Raw genomic sequence first — 16,509 nt, 5'->3', positions numbered from 1 at the left:
GCCCCGGCCCTCGCGTCTCTACAGGAATGGCTGACGCGAAGGAGACGCGAAGGCCGGGGCGCCGGTCCGATCGCGTCTCTACAGGAACGGGTGCTTTTTGTGCCAGGCGGTGGCGTCCTGGTAGGCTTTGGCAACGGCCAGCAGCTTGCCTTCTTCGTACAACTGGCCCATAAAGGTGATGCTGGTTGGCAGGTTCTGTTTGGTGAACCCGTTGGGAAGTACCACACACGGATGGCCCGTCAGGTTGGTCAGTGTCAGGTTGCCGCCTGCGTAGGTGGGCGCTATATACACGTCGACCCGGGCGTTTTTGAGAACGCTGGCCATATCGTTGATGAGTTTGGTACGAGCCCGGTTGGCCTGTATGTACTCGACCGCCGGAATGAACCGCGACGACCGGAACTCGTTGGGCCAGGCGTTTTTAACCTGCCGGACCATCTGGTCATCACGACCCGAACGCGTCAGCTCATCGAAGGCCGCGGCTGCCTCTGCGCCCAGTACAAACGAAATCCGGCCGGGGGGCACGTCGTCGGGCAGATCGATAGGAACCAGCTCTGCCTTCAGCTGGCGCAGGGTCGCCAGCGTGAGTGAGTCGTTGGCGCGGTTGGGGTAGTTGCTGGCAAAGGCTTTACGCACGTAGCCGATCCGAACGCCCTGTAGCGAGGCCAGGGGCGCATAGCGGAACGGAGCCGTCACCACGGTCGGGTCGTTGGCGTCGGGGCCGTAGATGGCATTGAATACCAGCGCGCAGTCTTCAACCGTTCGCGCAATGGGGCCGATCTTGTCCATGCTCCAGCTCAGTGCCATGGCTCCGTACCGACTAACCCGGCCAAACGTTGGGCGCAGGCCCGTTGTCCCGCAGACCGTGGAAGGCGACACGATGGAACCCAGCGTTTCGGTGCCGATCGCGAAGGGGAACAAACCCGCCGATACCGAGGACGCCGACCCCGCCGACGAACCACTCGACCCCGTTTCCGGCTTCCACGGATTGCGCGACATACCGCCGAACCACACGTCGCCCCAGGCGAGCTCACCCACGGCCATCTTGGCGCAGAGAACGGCACCTGCTTCTTCGAGCTTCCGGATTACCGTAGCGTCGGTGTTGATGGTCTGGTCTTTATACGGTACCGAGCCCCAGGTCGTTCTATACCCCCGTTTGGCGAGCAGATCTTTTACCCCGTACGGAATACCGTGTAGCGGCCCCCGAAACCGGTTGCGCCGAATCTCCTCATCGGCCCGACGGGCCTGCTGAAGAGCCAGGTCTTCGGTGATGGTGATGGCGCAGAACAGCGTTGGGTTGTATTTTTTGAGCCGCTCGATGAAAAAGGTGGTCATCTCGACCGACGTCATCTGCCTGGTCCGCAGCAGGTAGCCCAACTGGCCGATGGTATAGTAGGGGAGATCGTTACGGTTCAGTGTAAGCTTACCGGCGGGCGATGCACTGAACGACGACGGACCGGTGGGTAGTTTGAAGCCCGTTGGCTGGGGGTTGAAATACAGCGCCGGTGCTACCTCATTGGGCAGATCAACCTTGCGGAGCGCGTCATAATCGGCACGCTGGTCGTTGAGGTTAGCCAGCATGGAGTCGCGCTCCGCTGCCGTGAAATCGAGGCCAAACAGCCGACTGGCTATGTCGGCCATCTCAGCGGTGATCGGTTTTCGGGGTTCATCGGGGGCCATCACGAAGGCGCCCAGCAGGAAGCTGCCCGCGCAGGCAGCGGCAATACGTAGCGTTTGTTTCATCAGTGTACCGGTAGGCTGGTGTATAATGCGGTGTTGTCTGGTTGGGGTAAACGATCTGTTTAAGCCGGAAGGCAGGGGGCAATATTCCTCAACTTACGCCGGCAAAGTGGTTAAACCGCTGATTGGGCCGAAAAAACCGCGTGTAACGACAGAATCTGGGGGAGCAGTAACCGGCTCTCGTCGTTATCGAGTACATAGTCGGCCAGTTGTCGCCGTTCGTCGTCGCTGATCTGCCGACGGATGATGTGCTGAATCTCGTCGTCGGAGCGGTGCGGGTCGCGCTGGCGGACCCGCTCGATCCGTACGGCTACCGGAGCCTGGACCACAATTACCTTATCGAGCGAATTACCATCGCCCGCGGCCCGCATCAGGGCGGCTTCCTTGATCACGTACGGCTGGCTGGCGTGCTGACCAACCCAGGCCACCGTATCGGACAGCACCCGCGGGTGAATGACGGCGTTCAACTGAGCCAGCCGCGCCGGATCGGCAAACACCTGCGTGGCCACCCAGGCCCGATTGTAACGCCCCTGTGTGTCGTAAGCCAGCGGGCCCAGCACCCGACTGATATCGGCTTTCAGGATGGGATCGTGTTCGGTAAGCCATTTGGCCCGTTCGTCGGCTTCGTATACCGGAACACCCAGGGCTTTGAATACCCGACAAACCATACTCTTGCCGGAGCCAATGCCGCCGGTTACGCCAATCTGAAGAGGGTGTTTCATAAGCCTGAGACCTGTTTTCGGTGGCTAAATGGCACAAAATTGAGTATTCCGATCGGAAAAACGCATCGGTCTTGCGGTTGAATTCGTCGGCGTGGTCGATGAATGGCTGAAAAGATGAGTACCCATGAAAGTGCCTGGCTTTCTTTTTGCGCACCCATAGGTGACTATCCGTTCAATAAATTACCGGTTACAAATGATATATAGAAACATATATTTAACATCTCAGGATCTGATGATACTCTTCGAGAAATTAAATTTAGATAACTAATTTCTGGAGTGAGTGTCTAGTAAGGATGTAGAAGTTGGCTTGTTTTTTCATAAAGGCGTAATTGGTTGGTCTTTCAGTAGATTAGGGAGTAATACGTAAGCGTATCGGTAGTAATTGAGAATATAAGGTGTTCTTGGAAATACGATAATTGCCAAGTATTTTACCTAACACTCTTTAGATACGCCGAATATGGTATTTATTTAGGCGGCTGGGTCGATATAGATTCATTTAGTAACTTGTGGTTAGTATTACGTTGCATCTTAACTGATTAGGTAATGAGGAAAAACTTTACCGAACGCATTGAGGCACTACCCGTTGATACACGTACCAAAGCCCTTCTGTCTAGGGAGAAAACTCAGCAGAAGCACATTTTTTACTTAAATCTAATCGATTACCTGCTCCCGCTTTTCGAACGTATTGCCAACGAACAGAAAGAGCAGGTTTCTTTTGCGGGTTATCTATATTTCCGCTTCCTGCTGGAGTTTGATGATATAATCGATACATCGGCCCATAAGGATAAACTGGCACAGCTTACTCAGCTCAAGTATACGTTCGAGCTTCATGAAGCGGCCATCCGTGAACTGGCTGCGCTGTTTCCAACGAGTTCGCCGTTCTGGCCACAGTTCGCTGGGTACAAACATGAATACGAGCAAGCGGTACTGGCCGAAAAACAGGTTTCTCACACCCGACAGCCTTTTTCCGAACAGACCTATGAGCAGCTGGCTGCTGGTAAGTCGGCTGTCTGTTACGCTGCGCTACTGGCTTTATCGACCCTGAACGGCGGCCAGGCTGGTAGCGGACCCCTCGAAACGTGCCTGCGCCACATTCATATTGCCTTTCAGTACCTGGACGATATTTCCGACTTCAAAACCGACATGGAGCAACAGCAGTGGACCTTCGCCCAGCAGTTGGTTCATGAGCGGCTGGCCGGTAGGCCAGGGACCAGCTCCGACCACAATGTGCTGCATAAACAGTTGTATCTGTCGGGGGTGGCCAGCGACCTGATTGGTAAAGCCATGGCTCACTACCAGGCCGCTATCGGGATTGCCGATCGGCTTCAGCTTATCGATTTGTCGGCCTATCTGCATAAACAAAGGAGCCTGGCCCGACTCTTCGGTGACGAAGTGCGTCTGCTGGTTCAGAAAGCCCGGCTGAAAGCGACTCAGAGTCACTTTCGTCGGCCGCGTTCCGGGGCGGATGAGTCACTACAGGCGGCCCTGGGTTATCTGATGGCGAACCGAACCAACACCGGCTGGACAGATTTTATGACCAGTGCAGGAGCGGGGGATACGTGGATCTCTGCTTATGTCGCCTTCATGCTGGCCGACTGTGGTATTGATTCCCCGTTGTTAGATAAGACCCTCCGACATCTATCGACAACGGGTTCTTTTAACGATACCATCCTGCAGGATGGCGATTCTACGAATTTTCTGGTGGGTTTACACCAGCGATTGACCGGAACGGTACCGGCCGAACTCCGACAAAACTGGCTGGCGTTCACCAGCGAGCGGGGTGGCTGGACCACCTACCTCGATGAAATACAACTCCGGCAGCGCCTGGATCTGGATGCGCAGACAAGTGTGGCGGGTTGGTTTGCTGATCATGATTGCGTAACAGCCGCAGCGGCCTATATCCTGTCCGATCTGCCCGACCTGCCAGCGGTATACAACGCAACCTGCCGGTACCTGGCTACGCGGCTGGCCAGCACGGGCCTGCAAGCCTATTGGTGGACCAGTAACGTGTATGCACTCTCATTTTCGGCGCTGGCTTTCGCCGGGTCCGGGGCTTACCGGTCGTACGGTTGTCAGGTAGCACAACAAATTGCCCGGCAGCAGGAGTCCGATGGGTACTGGAACAACCCTGCCGATGGGCAACCCAACGCTTTTTATACCGCTATTGCCCTCAAAGCCCTGCTGGCTACCGATCCACTTGCCTACCGGGCCAGCATAGACGGGGCCGCACAGTGGCTGATGAACAACCAGATGGCCGATGGCAGCTGGCAAACGGGACGAATTTTACGAATACCCGCCACGAACGTACGCGATCCGGCCACGGTGTCGCACTGGCGCCACAGCTCATTCGGCGTCAACACACTGGTCGACGATCATGCCCGTGTATTTACCACCAGTACTGTACTTAATGCGTTACGCCGTTTTGTGGTCCTCAATACCGAACCATCATGCTCATTACACCCGGAACCAGCATCCATGAATTCGATAAAAGTAACTGGGTTATCCACTCTGCCGAAGGGCGTAACTTCCTCGTAAACGAAGCCACCTTCAGGCTATATAACATCCTGGCTACTGCGCCCGGTCTGAGCGAGGCTAAACAGGCTTTTGACGACCAGTTTGGGCTTAACCTGGACCTGGAGCAGTTTAAAGCGGTGCTGGCCAAATCGCTGGGCGGGTACAATGTGCTGGTCAACGACGAGGTGCCCACCAGGCCGGTTCTGACCGGTAATTACCTGAAGCTGAAAGTAGAGTTTATGCCTGCCTGGCTGGTGCATGCGCTGTCGAAGCCGTTTCAGTGGCTATACGACCCCGCCGTGTTCTGGATCGCTTTTCTGATCTGTGCCTCGGTGGTGCCGGTTGTTTATCTGGTGGCGGCTCCGGACCATGTGCTGGCCAAAACCAATTACGGATTGTATCTGGGGCTGCTCTATGCCACCATGATCGTTCATGAGCTGGGCCACATTGGTGCCTGTGCCCGTTGTGGTCTGAAACATGGGGGGGTAGGATTCGGGTTTTACTTTATCATGCCGGTTATGTATGCCGACATAACAGAAATCTGGCTGGCCAACCGATCCCGGCGGATCATTGCCAATCTGGCGGGGGTGTTCAACGAAGTACTCTATGCCTCGATCCTGGCCCTGGTTTATTGGCTAACGGGAAACGAAACCTATCTGGCCGTGGCGCTGACGGTGGTGACTATGGTTGCCTGGCAGTTCAATCCCTTTGTTCGGTTCGATGGCTACTGGGTGCTGTCTGACCTGACCAATACCCCCAACCTGCTGCAAAAAGCCAATGACACGTTTCAGCGCGGTACCCGATGGCCGGCCCTGAAAGCGTTTGTGACGCGCCCGCTGCTAACCCTGCGGCAGACGCCCCTGCGGCACACGGGCCTGTTTGCCTATGCCTTGCTCAATACGCTGCTCTGGGTAAGTATCATGCTCTATACGTTCATCGTACATCGGGAAACGGTGCTGCATTTTCCGGCCATCGTCTGGCATCTGTTCAACAAAGCCATGGATGGTCAGCTTGCCTGGACGGATATCAGCCGCAAGTACCTGACCGTACTCCTGTTCTACATCCTGCTCATTCGATTTGCTTTTCTGCGAATCAGACAGCTCAACCTGCGCGATACAATGGTAGTCCGCGCGTTGCGCCTGTCCTGACGAAATCCGGCTGCTGCTCAACGGGGGCAGTAGCAGCCGGCAACCGAACCGCTCCCATAACTCTTTCAATTCCTTGTTCTTATGAAAACTGTTGACCAACTCAATGCCCAGTCAGAAAACGAAATGGTAGTTGCTATGTTTCAGGTTGAAGAGCTGGAAGAGCGGCTCGAAAATGCCTGGTCCCTGTCAGGATCGGTAGAAGATGGTCCTGACGGAACCACCATAAAAGGAACGGCTACCGTTACGTTCTAGGGCATAGATTGGCCCCTGTCCTGCTGCGGTCACTACGGGCAGGGCACATGAATTCGAAAAGAACAGAGGAGCAGCCGTAACTGGCTGCTCCTCTTTGTACCAGAACTATGATGAAACATGCGGTTTATGGCCTGCTGGTGCTGTTGGGTCTGATCAGTACCTCAACAGCCGGACAAACGATCCGGGGAGCGGTGCTGGACCAGAGCAGTCAGCAACCCATTCCTTTTGCCACCCTGTACTGGCCTGCTACCGGGCAGGGTACGCTGAGTAATGAGAACGGCGACTTCGAGCTGCCCGCCGGACCGGTACCGGCGCAGCTGATCGTTTCGCACGTCAGTTTTCAGACTGATACCATTACGGTCGCAGCACCGGCTGATCACCAACGTATTCAGCTAAAGCCCGCTGTTCATCAGCTGGCGGCCGTAACCGTAAGCAATGCGGGCTATGTACTGATACGGCAGGCCGTAGCGAAGATACAGGCCAGCCAGCAGCTGGCCTATGGCAAAGCCTTTTATCGGCAACTGACCAGGAATGGCGAACAACCCACCGAAATTCAGGAGGTGATCTACAACGTAAAACTCTCGCCAGTCAAAGTAGAAGGGGTGCAGATTGCCAACGCCCGTTATGCCCGGCTACCCTCCGACGCGCAAAAAATGTATTACCACTTCTCCAACTTTTCGTACCTGATCCTGGGTCAGAAGGCGGTGAGTGAAGGAGCCCCCTCGGCCGGTCGGGTGCTGCTTCCGATGCGGGCCGACGTTGTTGATCTGTACGACGTGCGGGTGGCCGATGTGCTGATTCAGCCCAACGGCGAATCAATTGCGGAACTGGACTGCCAGGTGCGCGAGGGGTACGCCAACCCGGCCTTTAGCGGTAAGGTGTTCATCAACATGACTACCCACGACCTGGTAAAGCTGGAGGGAACGATACCCAACAGCCTGGGCGCGGCCATGAACACCGACAAGGTGCAGACCCGCAACTTTGTATATACGCTAGCGGTCGACTATGTGAAGCGGGAGGGCGGTAACTTCATGAATGCCATCCGGGTAGGGGTAACCTTCGAGCAACTCGTCAAAGCCACCGGCCAGACCCGCACCAACCGTATTCAGGGATTTTTGCTGATGAATGACCTGAGCAATACCGCCACGGTAGCCCGATCGGCTTTTAAACGGGTCGATATTCATGTTGAAGACCTGAAAGCCATTCAACGGGTTACATACAACCCTGCTTTCTGGCGGGCCAACGCAGCTGTGCGCCGTACCCCGCTGGAAGAAAACATCATCAACGCGTTCGAACAACAGGGGGTTATGGGTACAATGACGTTCGACGATCTGTAACCATCAGTGTAGCAGGATGGTGAAGAAAAAACCTGTCTCGTCACCAGCCCGGCCTGCTTACGGATTGTCCCACCAGACACGGCTGGTGCTGATGTCGTCATCCCCCCGTTTGGCGGCTTCGGTATTGTTGGTCTGCTACTCCGTTTCGGGGTACATCAGCCCGAGGGGGCGAATGCCGGTGGCCGCCGGAGCCTGCAACGAATTGGGCACGTTCAGTATACCCGGCCAACGGTAGTCGTTCCAGGCTTCGATACTGCTGATGCTGTTGACTGAGCCTGCTGCTGCCCCTGCTCAAAAATGAACGCTGGCTAATGCTGCTACCGGAGGTCTGGTAGCCTGCCGGCTTAGTGCTTTGCGGAGTACTTGTAACGCAAGGGGCTGAATGTCTTTACCGGAGCTGATCCGGGTTTGGTAAACAGGGTGAGGTAGGGCTATGCCATCAGCCTGACAAACCCGTAAGGAAAAACAGATAGCTGAACTTCTCTTTTACAGGCCGCCCCTGCCATAAGGGCTTTTTATGAGGCCGGATGGCTGGAAACTGGTGGATTAGTGGAAAGGGGGTTCATTACTTACGGTAGACCGGCAACAGAAAAGCGCGTCTGAACAACAGTTCAGACGCGCTGGGTGCTGACCGACTGGTCATGTCTCTCCCAAGGAGAAAGCGCACCGGTGCTGGCTCAGGCAGCTACCAGGTCGGCCGACTGCGTAGTCAGGTCAAGCGTCTCGAGAACATGCTTCGTAGACGGGTCTACCAGCTCAATTTTACCGTTGGTAAAGAAACCGATTTCTATCGTCTCGGTTATCTGGTAGGTAGTCTGCAAATTGGCAGCCTGCATCACGTTGTTGATCGGTAAGGCCCAGAAGTGATGCCCCTTGAAGGTGCCGCCGTAGTTCACGGCCGTAACGCCGGTGAGCGATACCTGATACTGTACCTGCACCTGCATCGACCCTTTACTGGCCGACAGCTGGGCAATGACGCTCTGGCCGGGGTCCAGCTCGACCGTAACGGCCTGCTCGTTGCCCATGGTGGTCGAACTGCTCTCAGAGCCGCCCTGCCCGAACGAAGCATTGAACGAGAACGACGTTTCGCCTTCGGCCTGCGCCCCCAGAATGTTGATCCCGTAGCTGATCGATTGGCCTACTTCAAAGCCGTAGGTGTTCGACCAGTTGGTTTCTACCGTGTCGGTCACCGACTGCGAAACGCCTACCGTAAAGCTACCCCGAACACTACTGTGGTTGCTGAACTCCTGCGTCCCGACAATGACGGGTTGCGAGGTGATGCCCAGTATCTGGGCGTTGAGCACCGACAGCACCGTTTGCACCTGAGGCCATCCGTAGGTGGCATACAGGTCGCCCCAGGGGGTAGGGCTGTGCAGAAAAGCATCGTCGGGAGCCTGGCCAAAATAGGCCGCCACCGCCTGCTTCAACGGTCCGTCGGTAATACCGAACTGAGCCCGTTCGGCATCGGTGATGATGTGCATAATTGTACCCGATGCACTGACCTGTGGGTTTTGGTTTTCCAGCCCCGCTGTAATACCAATGTTAATTCCTGCTGCCATGATTTGGTTAATTAGAGGTTTAAGAAAAATTCAAAAAGTAATATATTATGTACAAATATTAATTATTGTAAACTTATTGTCAATAAGATCTATTGAACGGATAGATTACTGTTCTGCCATGTATACCCCCGTCGTGGCTGTTCGTGTATTGGGACACATAGGCTGTTCGGACGGCTGTTGTTACGCAAGTAAAAGGCTCGGGCGGGGTCGTGAAAGTATGTGCATCATAGGACCGGCCTTTTAGCGGCAAACCGATTACTAAACCAGGAACCCTTATCATGAAAACGCATCAAACACGCCGAGCCTTTCTGGGCACAACTGCCACTCTCGTTTCGGGAGCGGTGATAGGAAGCAGTAAATTGTTCGGAGCCCCTGCCCTCATCCGGAGCCTGGGCGATAAACCTAACTCCATGATGGGTGGGGTGCAGATTGGGGTGATTACTTACTCGTTTCGGGAAATGCCCGATCAGAGCGCCGAGGCTACGCTCAAATACGTACTCGACTCGGGCATCAGCGCTATCGAACTGATGGGCGGCCCGGCCGAGTCGTTCGTCGGCGCGCCGAAAAACTCGGTCGACATGCGATCGGTGTTCCCCCTGATGCGGAAGCGTCGCGAAAGCCAGCCGCTTACCGACGACGAGCAGAAGACGCTGGCCGAAGCCGAAAGCCAGATGAAGGCCTACCGGGCCGAGATGGCCAAGTGGCGCCTGTCGGCACCAATGGCCAAATTCGAGCAGCTGCGGAAGATGTATAAACAGGCGGGGGTAACCATTTACGGCTTCAAGCCCGATGCGTTCGGGATGCAGAGCAGCGATGGCGAGATCGACTATGGCATGCGGGCGGCCAAAGCACTGGGTGCCAATCAGGTTACCCTCGAACACCCGGCCAACGATGCGCATACGCTTAAGCTGGGGCAGATGGCCCAGAAACACGGGATACGCGTGGGATACCACGGTCACGAACAGCAAACGCCTACGTTCTGGGACACCGCCCTGGCGCAGTCGCCGGGAAATGCGATGAATTTCGACCTGGGTCACTACCTGGCCGCTGGTCAGCCCGACCCGCTGGGCCTGATCCGGCAGAAACACGACCGCATTGCCAGTATGCACATCAAAGACCGGCAAACCCCGGCGCACGGCAAAGGCAATCTGCCGTGGGGCCAGGGCGACACCCCCCTCACCGATGTGCTGAAACTGATGCGCGAGCAGAAATACACCTTCCCGGCCACGGTTGAGCTGGAATATCAGATTCCGGCCGGGTCGAACTCGGTGACGGAGGTGAAAAAATGCGTCGAGTTCTGCCGGAATATACTGAGCTAGCGCCAGCCTGTCTTTAGGGGGCTGGGGGGTGTAAAATGCGGTGCCTGCGTGGCTTTACCGTCTTATCAACCCTTCCCAAACAACCACTTAAGGATAGGTCAGTACGCCCCCAGCGACAAAGGCCAGGGCGCCCTGCAGCACCAGCGACCGGAGCGGGGCTGCCTGCGCTACCGTGACCCGGTGGGTACTGGCAATGATCACATCACGACTGGCCGTAGGGACGCAGGCACAGTCCCAGGTGGCGGGGTCGTGCCAGTTGCCGGACTGTACGCTTCTGATGGCATCCGTTCCGATTTGATAGATCGTGCCCGACTGGAAGGAGAGTATGTATAACTCCCCATCGGTGCCCTCGCCGAACGAAACCAGGTTCGCTACGGTAGCCGCCTGGGTCACGTTCTGGTAGGTGCCGGTAGCTGCGTTCCGGCGCAGCGTCCAGATGGTTCCCTGCGACCAGTCGCCGTAAACGTACCAGCCGTAGAGCGACGGGTATCGGCTGCCCCGGTACACAAAACCACCCGTGATGGATGCGGTCCTGTTGCCGTTGTTGTTGTAGGCGGGGTAATCGAGCAGGGGCGTTACGAACGAAGCCGTATTGGTACAGCCGGTGCTGATGTAGGGATGCGACCCTTCGTAACACCGCCAGCCGTAGTTCTGCGGAGCGGAAGCGCCGGCGGGCATGAAGTTGAGCTCATCCCAGCCGTCCTGCCCCACATCGGCAATCCAGAGGTCGCCGGTAAGCCGGTCGAAGCTCCACCGCCAGGGGTTTCGCAGTCCGAGGGCGTAGAGAGCGTCAGGCACGCCATCGGTCGGGCTGGCGTAGGGGTTGGTGGGCGGAATGGCGTAGGGCAAGCCGCTGTTGACATCGATACGCAGCAGTTTGCCGAAGGGGCTCTGCAGGTTCTGCGCGTAGCCGTTCGGGTCGCCGATCGAGCCCCGGTCGCCCCGCTCCGAATCGCCGGTGGTGATGTAAAGGTAGCCGTCGGGGCCGAAGGCCATTCGCCCGGACCGGTGTCCTTCGCCCGGATAGGGAATGGTCAGGATAATCAGCGCCGATGCCGGATCGGCCCGGTTGGGGTCGGTGGCATGGCGGGTGTAACGGGCCACCACCCCTGCTTTATCGGACTTTCGGAAATACTGAACATACAGATAGCCGTTGCTGGCATAGTCGGGGTGGAGACAAATGCCGAAAATGCCGTTGTATTCCAGATCCTGCACCAGATTGCCAATGTCGAGATAGGGGGTTGGGTTCAGGGTGCCGTTGCTGATCAGCCGGACCTGGCCGTTGGCCTGGCCTACCAAAAATGTACTGGCGTTGATAGCGGCCAGATCGACCGGATGAAAAAGGCCCGTAGCGTAGGGTGTAAGCTGAATAACCGGTGTCTGAGCGGCTACCGGCGTCAGCAGAGTCGTTAGCCATAGCAAAACGAGAAAACGCATGGATGGGTAAAACGAAAAACTGCGATTGACAGAGCGGACTGAAAGGAAGCTATTCTATAAGTAAGTACGGTAACGAAGCCTTTCCGTCACCTGAAACCGGCGCAGTCGACAAAGTCAACGCCCGGACAAACCGGTATAAAGAACGAAGATCGCAGCGCGAACATATCCGGCCTCATCTGTTTTGCCCGGTGGTCCAAACGGTTGGTTATGGTGCTCGATCGACCGGAATTAACGCCGACAGCCCGCGCTTTGCCATAAAGCGCGGGCTGTCGGTATAGTGATTGTACGAACGGGTACTACCAGGGCGTAAGACCCTGTTTGACAGAGGTTTCTGCTGGTTGTTGGCTACTTTGCTTTCCCCATAAACCCGTCGGTGAGGGTATTGAGCAGCTTGTCCTGCTGAAGGTCGTAGAGGTATTCCCAGAACATAACCCCGGCCAGCCCCTTCGTCTTGACGTACTCTATCTTGGGGACAAACGACGCTTCGTCGGCGTAGGAAACAAACTCGTGGGTGGTCGGATTCCAGAGGTAGGGCGCCATGGCCTCTTTGTCCCAGTAGCGAACAAACCCGTTCTTGTTGATGTAATCCGCCACCAGCTTGTCGTAGCTGATAAACGAATGCTTACCGGTTGAGGGCTGGTACAGGCCGTTGTCCTTGTTGACTACGTTGGCCCAGCCCCGCCCGTAGAACGGGATGCCCAGCACAATTTTGCTGGCCGGCACCCCCGCCCGGATGTGACCCTCTACCCCGTCGGCGCTGCTGTTGCGCGACTGGTTCCCTTTTTTCGACTGGTAAAGGTTACTGTGGTGGCCCGTTACTTTGTCATTGCCGTGGTAGATGTCATAGGTCATAATGTTGACGTAGTCGAGGTATTGCTGGGCCTTGCCCAACTCGGTATGGTTTACAAAAGCCGTATCGACGCCGGTAGCAGTAGTCAGCAGGTAGTGGTTCGCGCCCGTGCGCTGATCCCGCTGGCCCTGCTGGTCGAGCCCATCGCGCAGGGCTTTCAGGAGCAGGGTATAGGTTTGTTTATCGTCTGGCCGATAAATGTTGTTGGCCCCAACCTGTGCCGGGTATTCCCAGTCGATGTCGATCCCGTCGAGCTTGTGTTTGCGGAGCAGGGATACGGCACTGTTCGTGAATTTCTGGCGCGCCTGGTCGGTCAGAGCCACATCGGAAAAGTATTTACAACCGCCCCAGCCGCCGATGGAAATCAGAATTTTAAGGTCTTTGTTGATGGCGCGCAGCGAGGTGAGGGCTGCCAGATTAGCCGAGTCGCGGGCGGTCAGGGGGGCCAGTTCGCCGTTCTGGGCCGGTACGGCAAAGGCGTAATTGATGTGGGTCAGTTTGTTCGGGTTGATCTGCTCTTTGGTCCAGCCCTGATCGGTTACATACCCGATGATCACGTATGATTTACCGGACGAAGACTGGGCGTACCCGATGCGGCACAGGACGAGCAGCGCCAGAACAAGAAGCGAGTTTTTCATGGAGGTTTATACGATATGTCGTTTGCGTCCATAAGGTACAAATAGTTTCTAAAAAATTTTAATAATAGCTATTCCGGCGCCGGTTGTTTTCGGCGCTGGCTTTAAATTCCTGAATGGGAGGGCTATAATTCGCTGGCCAGGAGCCTGGTCCGCGCCTACGTCAGAAGCCAGTATCTGCTGAGCGGCTGCTGATCGGGAGAGCCGCCCGGTTGCGCTTGTCGGGCGGGCAGATGAATTATCTGAAGCGGGCTCGGGTTGTGTAGCCAACAGATCCTCTATGTAGCGTTTGACAGTATGGCACGAGTGTTAATCCAGTTTGCCCATCCGGTCCTGAGCAAATCCAGGGTGCATGCCGCCCTGATCCGCCATTGTTCCAATCTGAATAATGTCACTATCAATGACTTGTACGAACGATATCCCGACCTGTATATCGACGTGGACCGGGAGCAGCGGCTGCTGCTGAACCACGACATTATTGTTCTCCAGCACCCGTTTTACTGGTATAGCAGCCCGGCCATTATCAAGCAGTGGTTCGACCTGGTGCTGGAACACAACTGGGCTTACGGCTCGCAGGGCCGGGCGCTGGTAGGGAAAAAAATGATGAATGTCATTTCGTGCGGAGGGAGCCGGGAAGCCTACAGCGCTACGGGCTTTAACCGCTATACGATCAACCAGTTGCTGTATCCGTTCGATCAGACGGCCGTTCGCTGTAACATGAGCTACCTGCCGCCCTTCGTTATTCACCAGACGCACCGGATTTCTGACGAGCAGCTGCTGGCCTACAGCGAGGAGTTCCGGCTGATGATCTCGGCCCTGGCCGACGAGCGTATCACGCCCGAGGCCTACGGGCAGGTACAGTATATGAATGATCTGCTGGCCGATCTGAGCCGCCAGCCTATATAATACGCCACTCATTTACTCTCGTTCTGTATGCAGGAAAGCTTCTTCTTTCAGGCTATGGTCTATCTGGCCGCAGCGGTTGTCATGGTCCCTATTGCCAAAAAAATAGGGTTGGGTTCGGTGCTGGGCTATCTGCTGGCCGGGGTGCTCATTGGGCCCGCCTGCCTGCAGTTCATTGGGCAGGAAGGCACCGATATCATGCACTTCGCCGAATTCGGGGTGGTCATGATGCTGTTCGTGATCGGGCTCGAACTGGAGCCTTCGCGCCTGTGGCGACTACGCAAGGCGATTCTGGGTATGGGTGGTATACAGATTGCCGGTACGTCGGCGGTGGTGACGGGACTGGCTGTACTGGCCGGGGTCGACCTGAAGCAGGCGCTGGTGCTGGGTATGATCCTGTCGATGTCGTCGACGGCTATTGTGCTGCAATCGCTCAACGAAAAAGGACTGATGCAGACGGCGGCCGGTCAGGGCTCGTTTGCCGTGCTGCTGTTTCAGGACATTGCCGTCATTCCGATGCTGGCTTTGTTTCCGCTGCTGGCCACAGCACCCGCCACCGGTACCGAAGGCGGTGCTCACGGGAGCGCTACCCCGCTCGATGCCCTGCCCGCCTGGGCGCAGCCGATCGCGGTGCTGAGTGCCGTAGCGGCCGTTATTATCGTGGGGCGCTACCTGACGCCCCCGCTGTTTCGGATTGTGGCCAAAACCAATATGCGGGAGTTGTTCACGGCCACGGCCCTGCTGCTGGTGGTGAGTATTGCGGTGCTGATGACGGTAGTCGGCCTGAGTCCGGCGCTGGGTACGTTTCTGGCGGGGGTGGTGCTGGCCAACAGCGAGTACCGCCATGAGCTGGAGAGCGATATCGATCCCTTCAAAGGGCTTTTGCTGGGGTTGTTTTTCATTGCCGTCGGGGCCTCCATCGACTTCGACCTGATTATGGCCAATCCGGTGCTGATCCTTGGTCTGGTTGTGGGGGTGATGGTCTGCAAGCTGGTGGTGCTGCTGGGCATCGGCAAGGCGTTTACCCTCTCGACCGACCAGAATCTGATCTTCAGCTTCGGCCTGTGTCAGGTGGGTGAGTTTGCGTTCGTGCTGTTCAGCTTTACGACCCAGGAGGGAATACTGCCAAAAGAGCTGACGGATATCATGACGGCGGTGGTGGCCATCAGCATGGCCTTTACGCCCCTGGTCATGCTCCTGAACGAGAAGCTGCTGCTGCCCCGACTGGGCGTTCAGGAAGCCGACACCCGCGAGAGCGACGTGGAGGACGGCGATAACCCGGTCATCATTGCGGGCTACGGCCACTTTGGCAACACGATAGGCCGGTTTCTACAGGCCAACAACGTAGGTACTACTGTTCTCGACATCGACAGCGACAACGTGGACTGGCTGCGCCGGATGGGCTTCAAGGTCTATTACGGCGATGCGAGCCGACACGACCTGCTGGAAATAGCGGGCGCGGGCAAAGCCAAGATCATTGTCATTGCTATCAACGACCCCGAAAAACGGCTCGAACTGGTCGAAACGATCAAGAAACATTTCCCCGATCTGCACATCCTGGTCCGGTCTACCAACCGCTACGATGCGTACGACCTGATGAACGCCGGTATGCTACACATCTACCGCGAAACGCTCGATACGAGTCTGCGGCTGGGTGTCGATGCGCTTACGCTGCTCGGCTACCGCGCACACGAAGCCACACGGGCCGCCAGAACGTTTTTTACGCACGACGAGCGGACCTTAAAACGACTCTCGGCCATCCGCAACGAAGACGAGTACGTCAGCGCGGCCCGCGAGTCGATGGAAGAGCTGGAGCGGGTCATCCAGGCCGACCGGAGTGCGCCCGACCTGCGTATCGATGAGGGCTGGGGCGAAGAAAGCCTCATTGCCGACGCCAACAAAAATTCCTGAACCCGGCCGGGTTTCGGCATAACCACACGGACCAAGGCGGGGACTGCGCGTCCTTGCGTTTCACCATGGTCCGTGTCCGCACGGACCATCTGTCCGGATGGTTTTGCTGACGCATAGGTGGTCCGACTGCGCGTCCCGGTGCGGACACGGACCATGGTAAAGATCGGCGTGTTGTTCACTCCACC

At 56.6% G+C, this 16,509-nt stretch carries 12 protein-coding genes; 7 read left to right on the top strand and 5 right to left on the bottom strand.

What is annotated here, in order from left to right; all coding sequences use genetic code 11:
- Positions 1-78 precede the first annotated feature (78 nt).
- Together EQG79_RS22555 and coaE are read right to left on the bottom strand one after the other, a co-directional pair.
- Complete coding sequence (locus tag EQG79_RS22555) at positions 79-1,740, bottom strand: amidase (RefSeq protein ID WP_129604306.1); 1,662 nt, start codon at positions 1,738-1,740, stop codon at positions 79-81.
- A 110-nt stretch (positions 1,741-1,850) separates the two neighbouring features.
- Positions 1,851-2,459 carry a dephospho-CoA kinase gene (gene coaE, locus EQG79_RS22550; protein WP_077921537.1) on the bottom strand — a complete coding sequence of 203 codons (609 nt, stop codon included), beginning with the start codon at positions 2,457-2,459 and terminating at the stop codon, positions 1,851-1,853.
- 543 nt (positions 2,460-3,002) lie between these two features.
- Here coaE and EQG79_RS22545 point away from each other — a divergent pair.
- The 4 genes from EQG79_RS22545 (at position 3,003) to EQG79_RS22535 (ending at position 7,710) form a co-directional block, all read left to right on the top strand.
- Positions 3,003-4,994, top strand: a complete 1,992-nt coding sequence (locus tag EQG79_RS22545; RefSeq protein WP_129604302.1) for a prenyltransferase/squalene oxidase repeat-containing protein — start codon at positions 3,003-3,005, stop codon at positions 4,992-4,994.
- Positions 4,907-6,121 carry a zinc metalloprotease gene (locus EQG79_RS22540; protein ID WP_129604297.1) on the top strand — a complete coding sequence of 405 codons (1,215 nt, stop codon included), beginning with the start codon at positions 4,907-4,909 and terminating at the stop codon, positions 6,119-6,121. The genes EQG79_RS22545 and EQG79_RS22540 overlap by 88 nt, the downstream gene beginning before the upstream one ends.
- Before the next feature lie 81 nt (positions 6,122-6,202).
- On the top strand, positions 6,203-6,373 hold the full coding sequence (locus tag EQG79_RS31110; RefSeq protein WP_161492758.1) for a hypothetical protein: 171 nt from the start codon (positions 6,203-6,205) through the stop codon (positions 6,371-6,373).
- Between the two features lie 107 nt (positions 6,374-6,480).
- The gene (locus EQG79_RS22535) at positions 6,481-7,710 is read left to right on the top strand and encodes a carboxypeptidase-like regulatory domain-containing protein (RefSeq protein ID WP_129604290.1); all 1,230 of its coding nucleotides are present in this window, start codon (positions 6,481-6,483) and stop codon (positions 7,708-7,710) included.
- A 677-nt stretch (positions 7,711-8,387) separates the two neighbouring features.
- Here the strand turns inward: EQG79_RS22535 and EQG79_RS22530 are convergent.
- Positions 8,388-9,269 (bottom strand): follicular epithelium yolk protein subunit, encoded by an 882-nt coding sequence (locus EQG79_RS22530; protein WP_201723565.1) that lies wholly within the window; start codon positions 9,267-9,269, stop codon positions 8,388-8,390.
- Between the two features lie 278 nt (positions 9,270-9,547).
- On the opposite strand from EQG79_RS22530, the gene EQG79_RS22525 reads away from it, so the two are divergent.
- Positions 9,548-10,588, top strand: coding sequence for a sugar phosphate isomerase/epimerase family protein (locus EQG79_RS22525; protein WP_129604285.1), 1,041 nt, complete (start codon positions 9,548-9,550; stop codon positions 10,586-10,588).
- A gap of 87 nt (positions 10,589-10,675) precedes the next feature.
- Here EQG79_RS22525 and EQG79_RS22520 read toward each other — a convergent pair whose 3' ends face one another.
- Together EQG79_RS22520 and EQG79_RS22515 are read right to left on the bottom strand one after the other, a co-directional pair.
- Positions 10,676-12,025: a PQQ-dependent sugar dehydrogenase gene (locus tag EQG79_RS22520; RefSeq protein WP_129604279.1), complete on the bottom strand. Its 1,350-nt coding sequence runs from the start codon at positions 12,023-12,025 to the stop codon at positions 10,676-10,678.
- A gap of 345 nt (positions 12,026-12,370) precedes the next feature.
- A complete protein-coding gene (locus tag EQG79_RS22515) occupies positions 12,371-13,513 on the bottom strand; it encodes a glycoside hydrolase family 18 protein (protein WP_077921531.1) in 1,143 nt (380 codons plus the stop codon).
- 294 nt (positions 13,514-13,807) lie between these two features.
- Between EQG79_RS22515 and EQG79_RS22510 the strand changes: the two genes are divergently transcribed.
- Positions 13,808-14,416, top strand: coding sequence for an NAD(P)H-dependent oxidoreductase (locus EQG79_RS22510; RefSeq protein WP_129604272.1), 609 nt, complete (start codon positions 13,808-13,810; stop codon positions 14,414-14,416).
- A gap of 27 nt (positions 14,417-14,443) precedes the next feature.
- The gene (locus tag EQG79_RS22505; protein ID WP_129604267.1) at positions 14,444-16,324 is read left to right on the top strand and encodes a monovalent cation:proton antiporter-2 (CPA2) family protein; all 1,881 of its coding nucleotides are present in this window, start codon (positions 14,444-14,446) and stop codon (positions 16,322-16,324) included.
- The last annotated feature ends 185 nt before the right edge of the window (positions 16,325-16,509 follow it).

This window comes from Spirosoma sordidisoli (genome assembly GCF_004138325.1).
Lineage (GTDB): Bacteria > Bacteroidota > Bacteroidia > Cytophagales > Spirosomataceae > Spirosoma > Spirosoma sordidisoli.
This window is presented reverse-complemented; position numbering and strand designations above follow the sequence as displayed.

Excerpts from the sequence above, each read along its gene's own strand:
- EQG79_RS22555 (WP_129604306.1), bottom strand. The coding sequence starts at position 1,740 with ATGAAACAAACGCTACGTATTGCCGCTGCCTGCGCGGGCAGCTTCCTG.
- coaE (WP_077921537.1), bottom strand. The coding sequence starts at position 2,459 with ATGAAACACCCTCTTCAGATTGGCGTAACCGGCGGCATTGGCTCCGGC.
- EQG79_RS22545 (WP_129604302.1), top strand. The coding sequence starts at position 3,003 with ATGAGGAAAAACTTTACCGAACGCATTGAGGCACTACCCGTTGATACA.
- EQG79_RS22540 (WP_129604297.1), top strand. The coding sequence starts at position 4,907 with ATGCTCATTACACCCGGAACCAGCATCCATGAATTCGATAAAAGTAAC.
- EQG79_RS31110 (WP_161492758.1), top strand. The coding sequence starts at position 6,203 with ATGAAAACTGTTGACCAACTCAATGCCCAGTCAGAAAACGAAATGGTA.
- EQG79_RS22535 (WP_129604290.1), top strand. The coding sequence starts at position 6,481 with ATGATGAAACATGCGGTTTATGGCCTGCTGGTGCTGTTGGGTCTGATC.
- EQG79_RS22530 (WP_201723565.1), bottom strand. The coding sequence starts at position 9,269 with ATGGCAGCAGGAATTAACATTGGTATTACAGCGGGGCTGGAAAACCAA.
- EQG79_RS22525 (WP_129604285.1), top strand. The coding sequence starts at position 9,548 with ATGAAAACGCATCAAACACGCCGAGCCTTTCTGGGCACAACTGCCACT.
- EQG79_RS22520 (WP_129604279.1), bottom strand. The coding sequence starts at position 12,025 with ATGCGTTTTCTCGTTTTGCTATGGCTAACGACTCTGCTGACGCCGGTA.
- EQG79_RS22515 (WP_077921531.1), bottom strand. The coding sequence starts at position 13,513 with ATGAAAAACTCGCTTCTTGTTCTGGCGCTGCTCGTCCTGTGCCGCATC.
- EQG79_RS22510 (WP_129604272.1), top strand. The coding sequence starts at position 13,808 with ATGGCACGAGTGTTAATCCAGTTTGCCCATCCGGTCCTGAGCAAATCC.
- EQG79_RS22505 (WP_129604267.1), top strand. The coding sequence starts at position 14,444 with ATGCAGGAAAGCTTCTTCTTTCAGGCTATGGTCTATCTGGCCGCAGCG.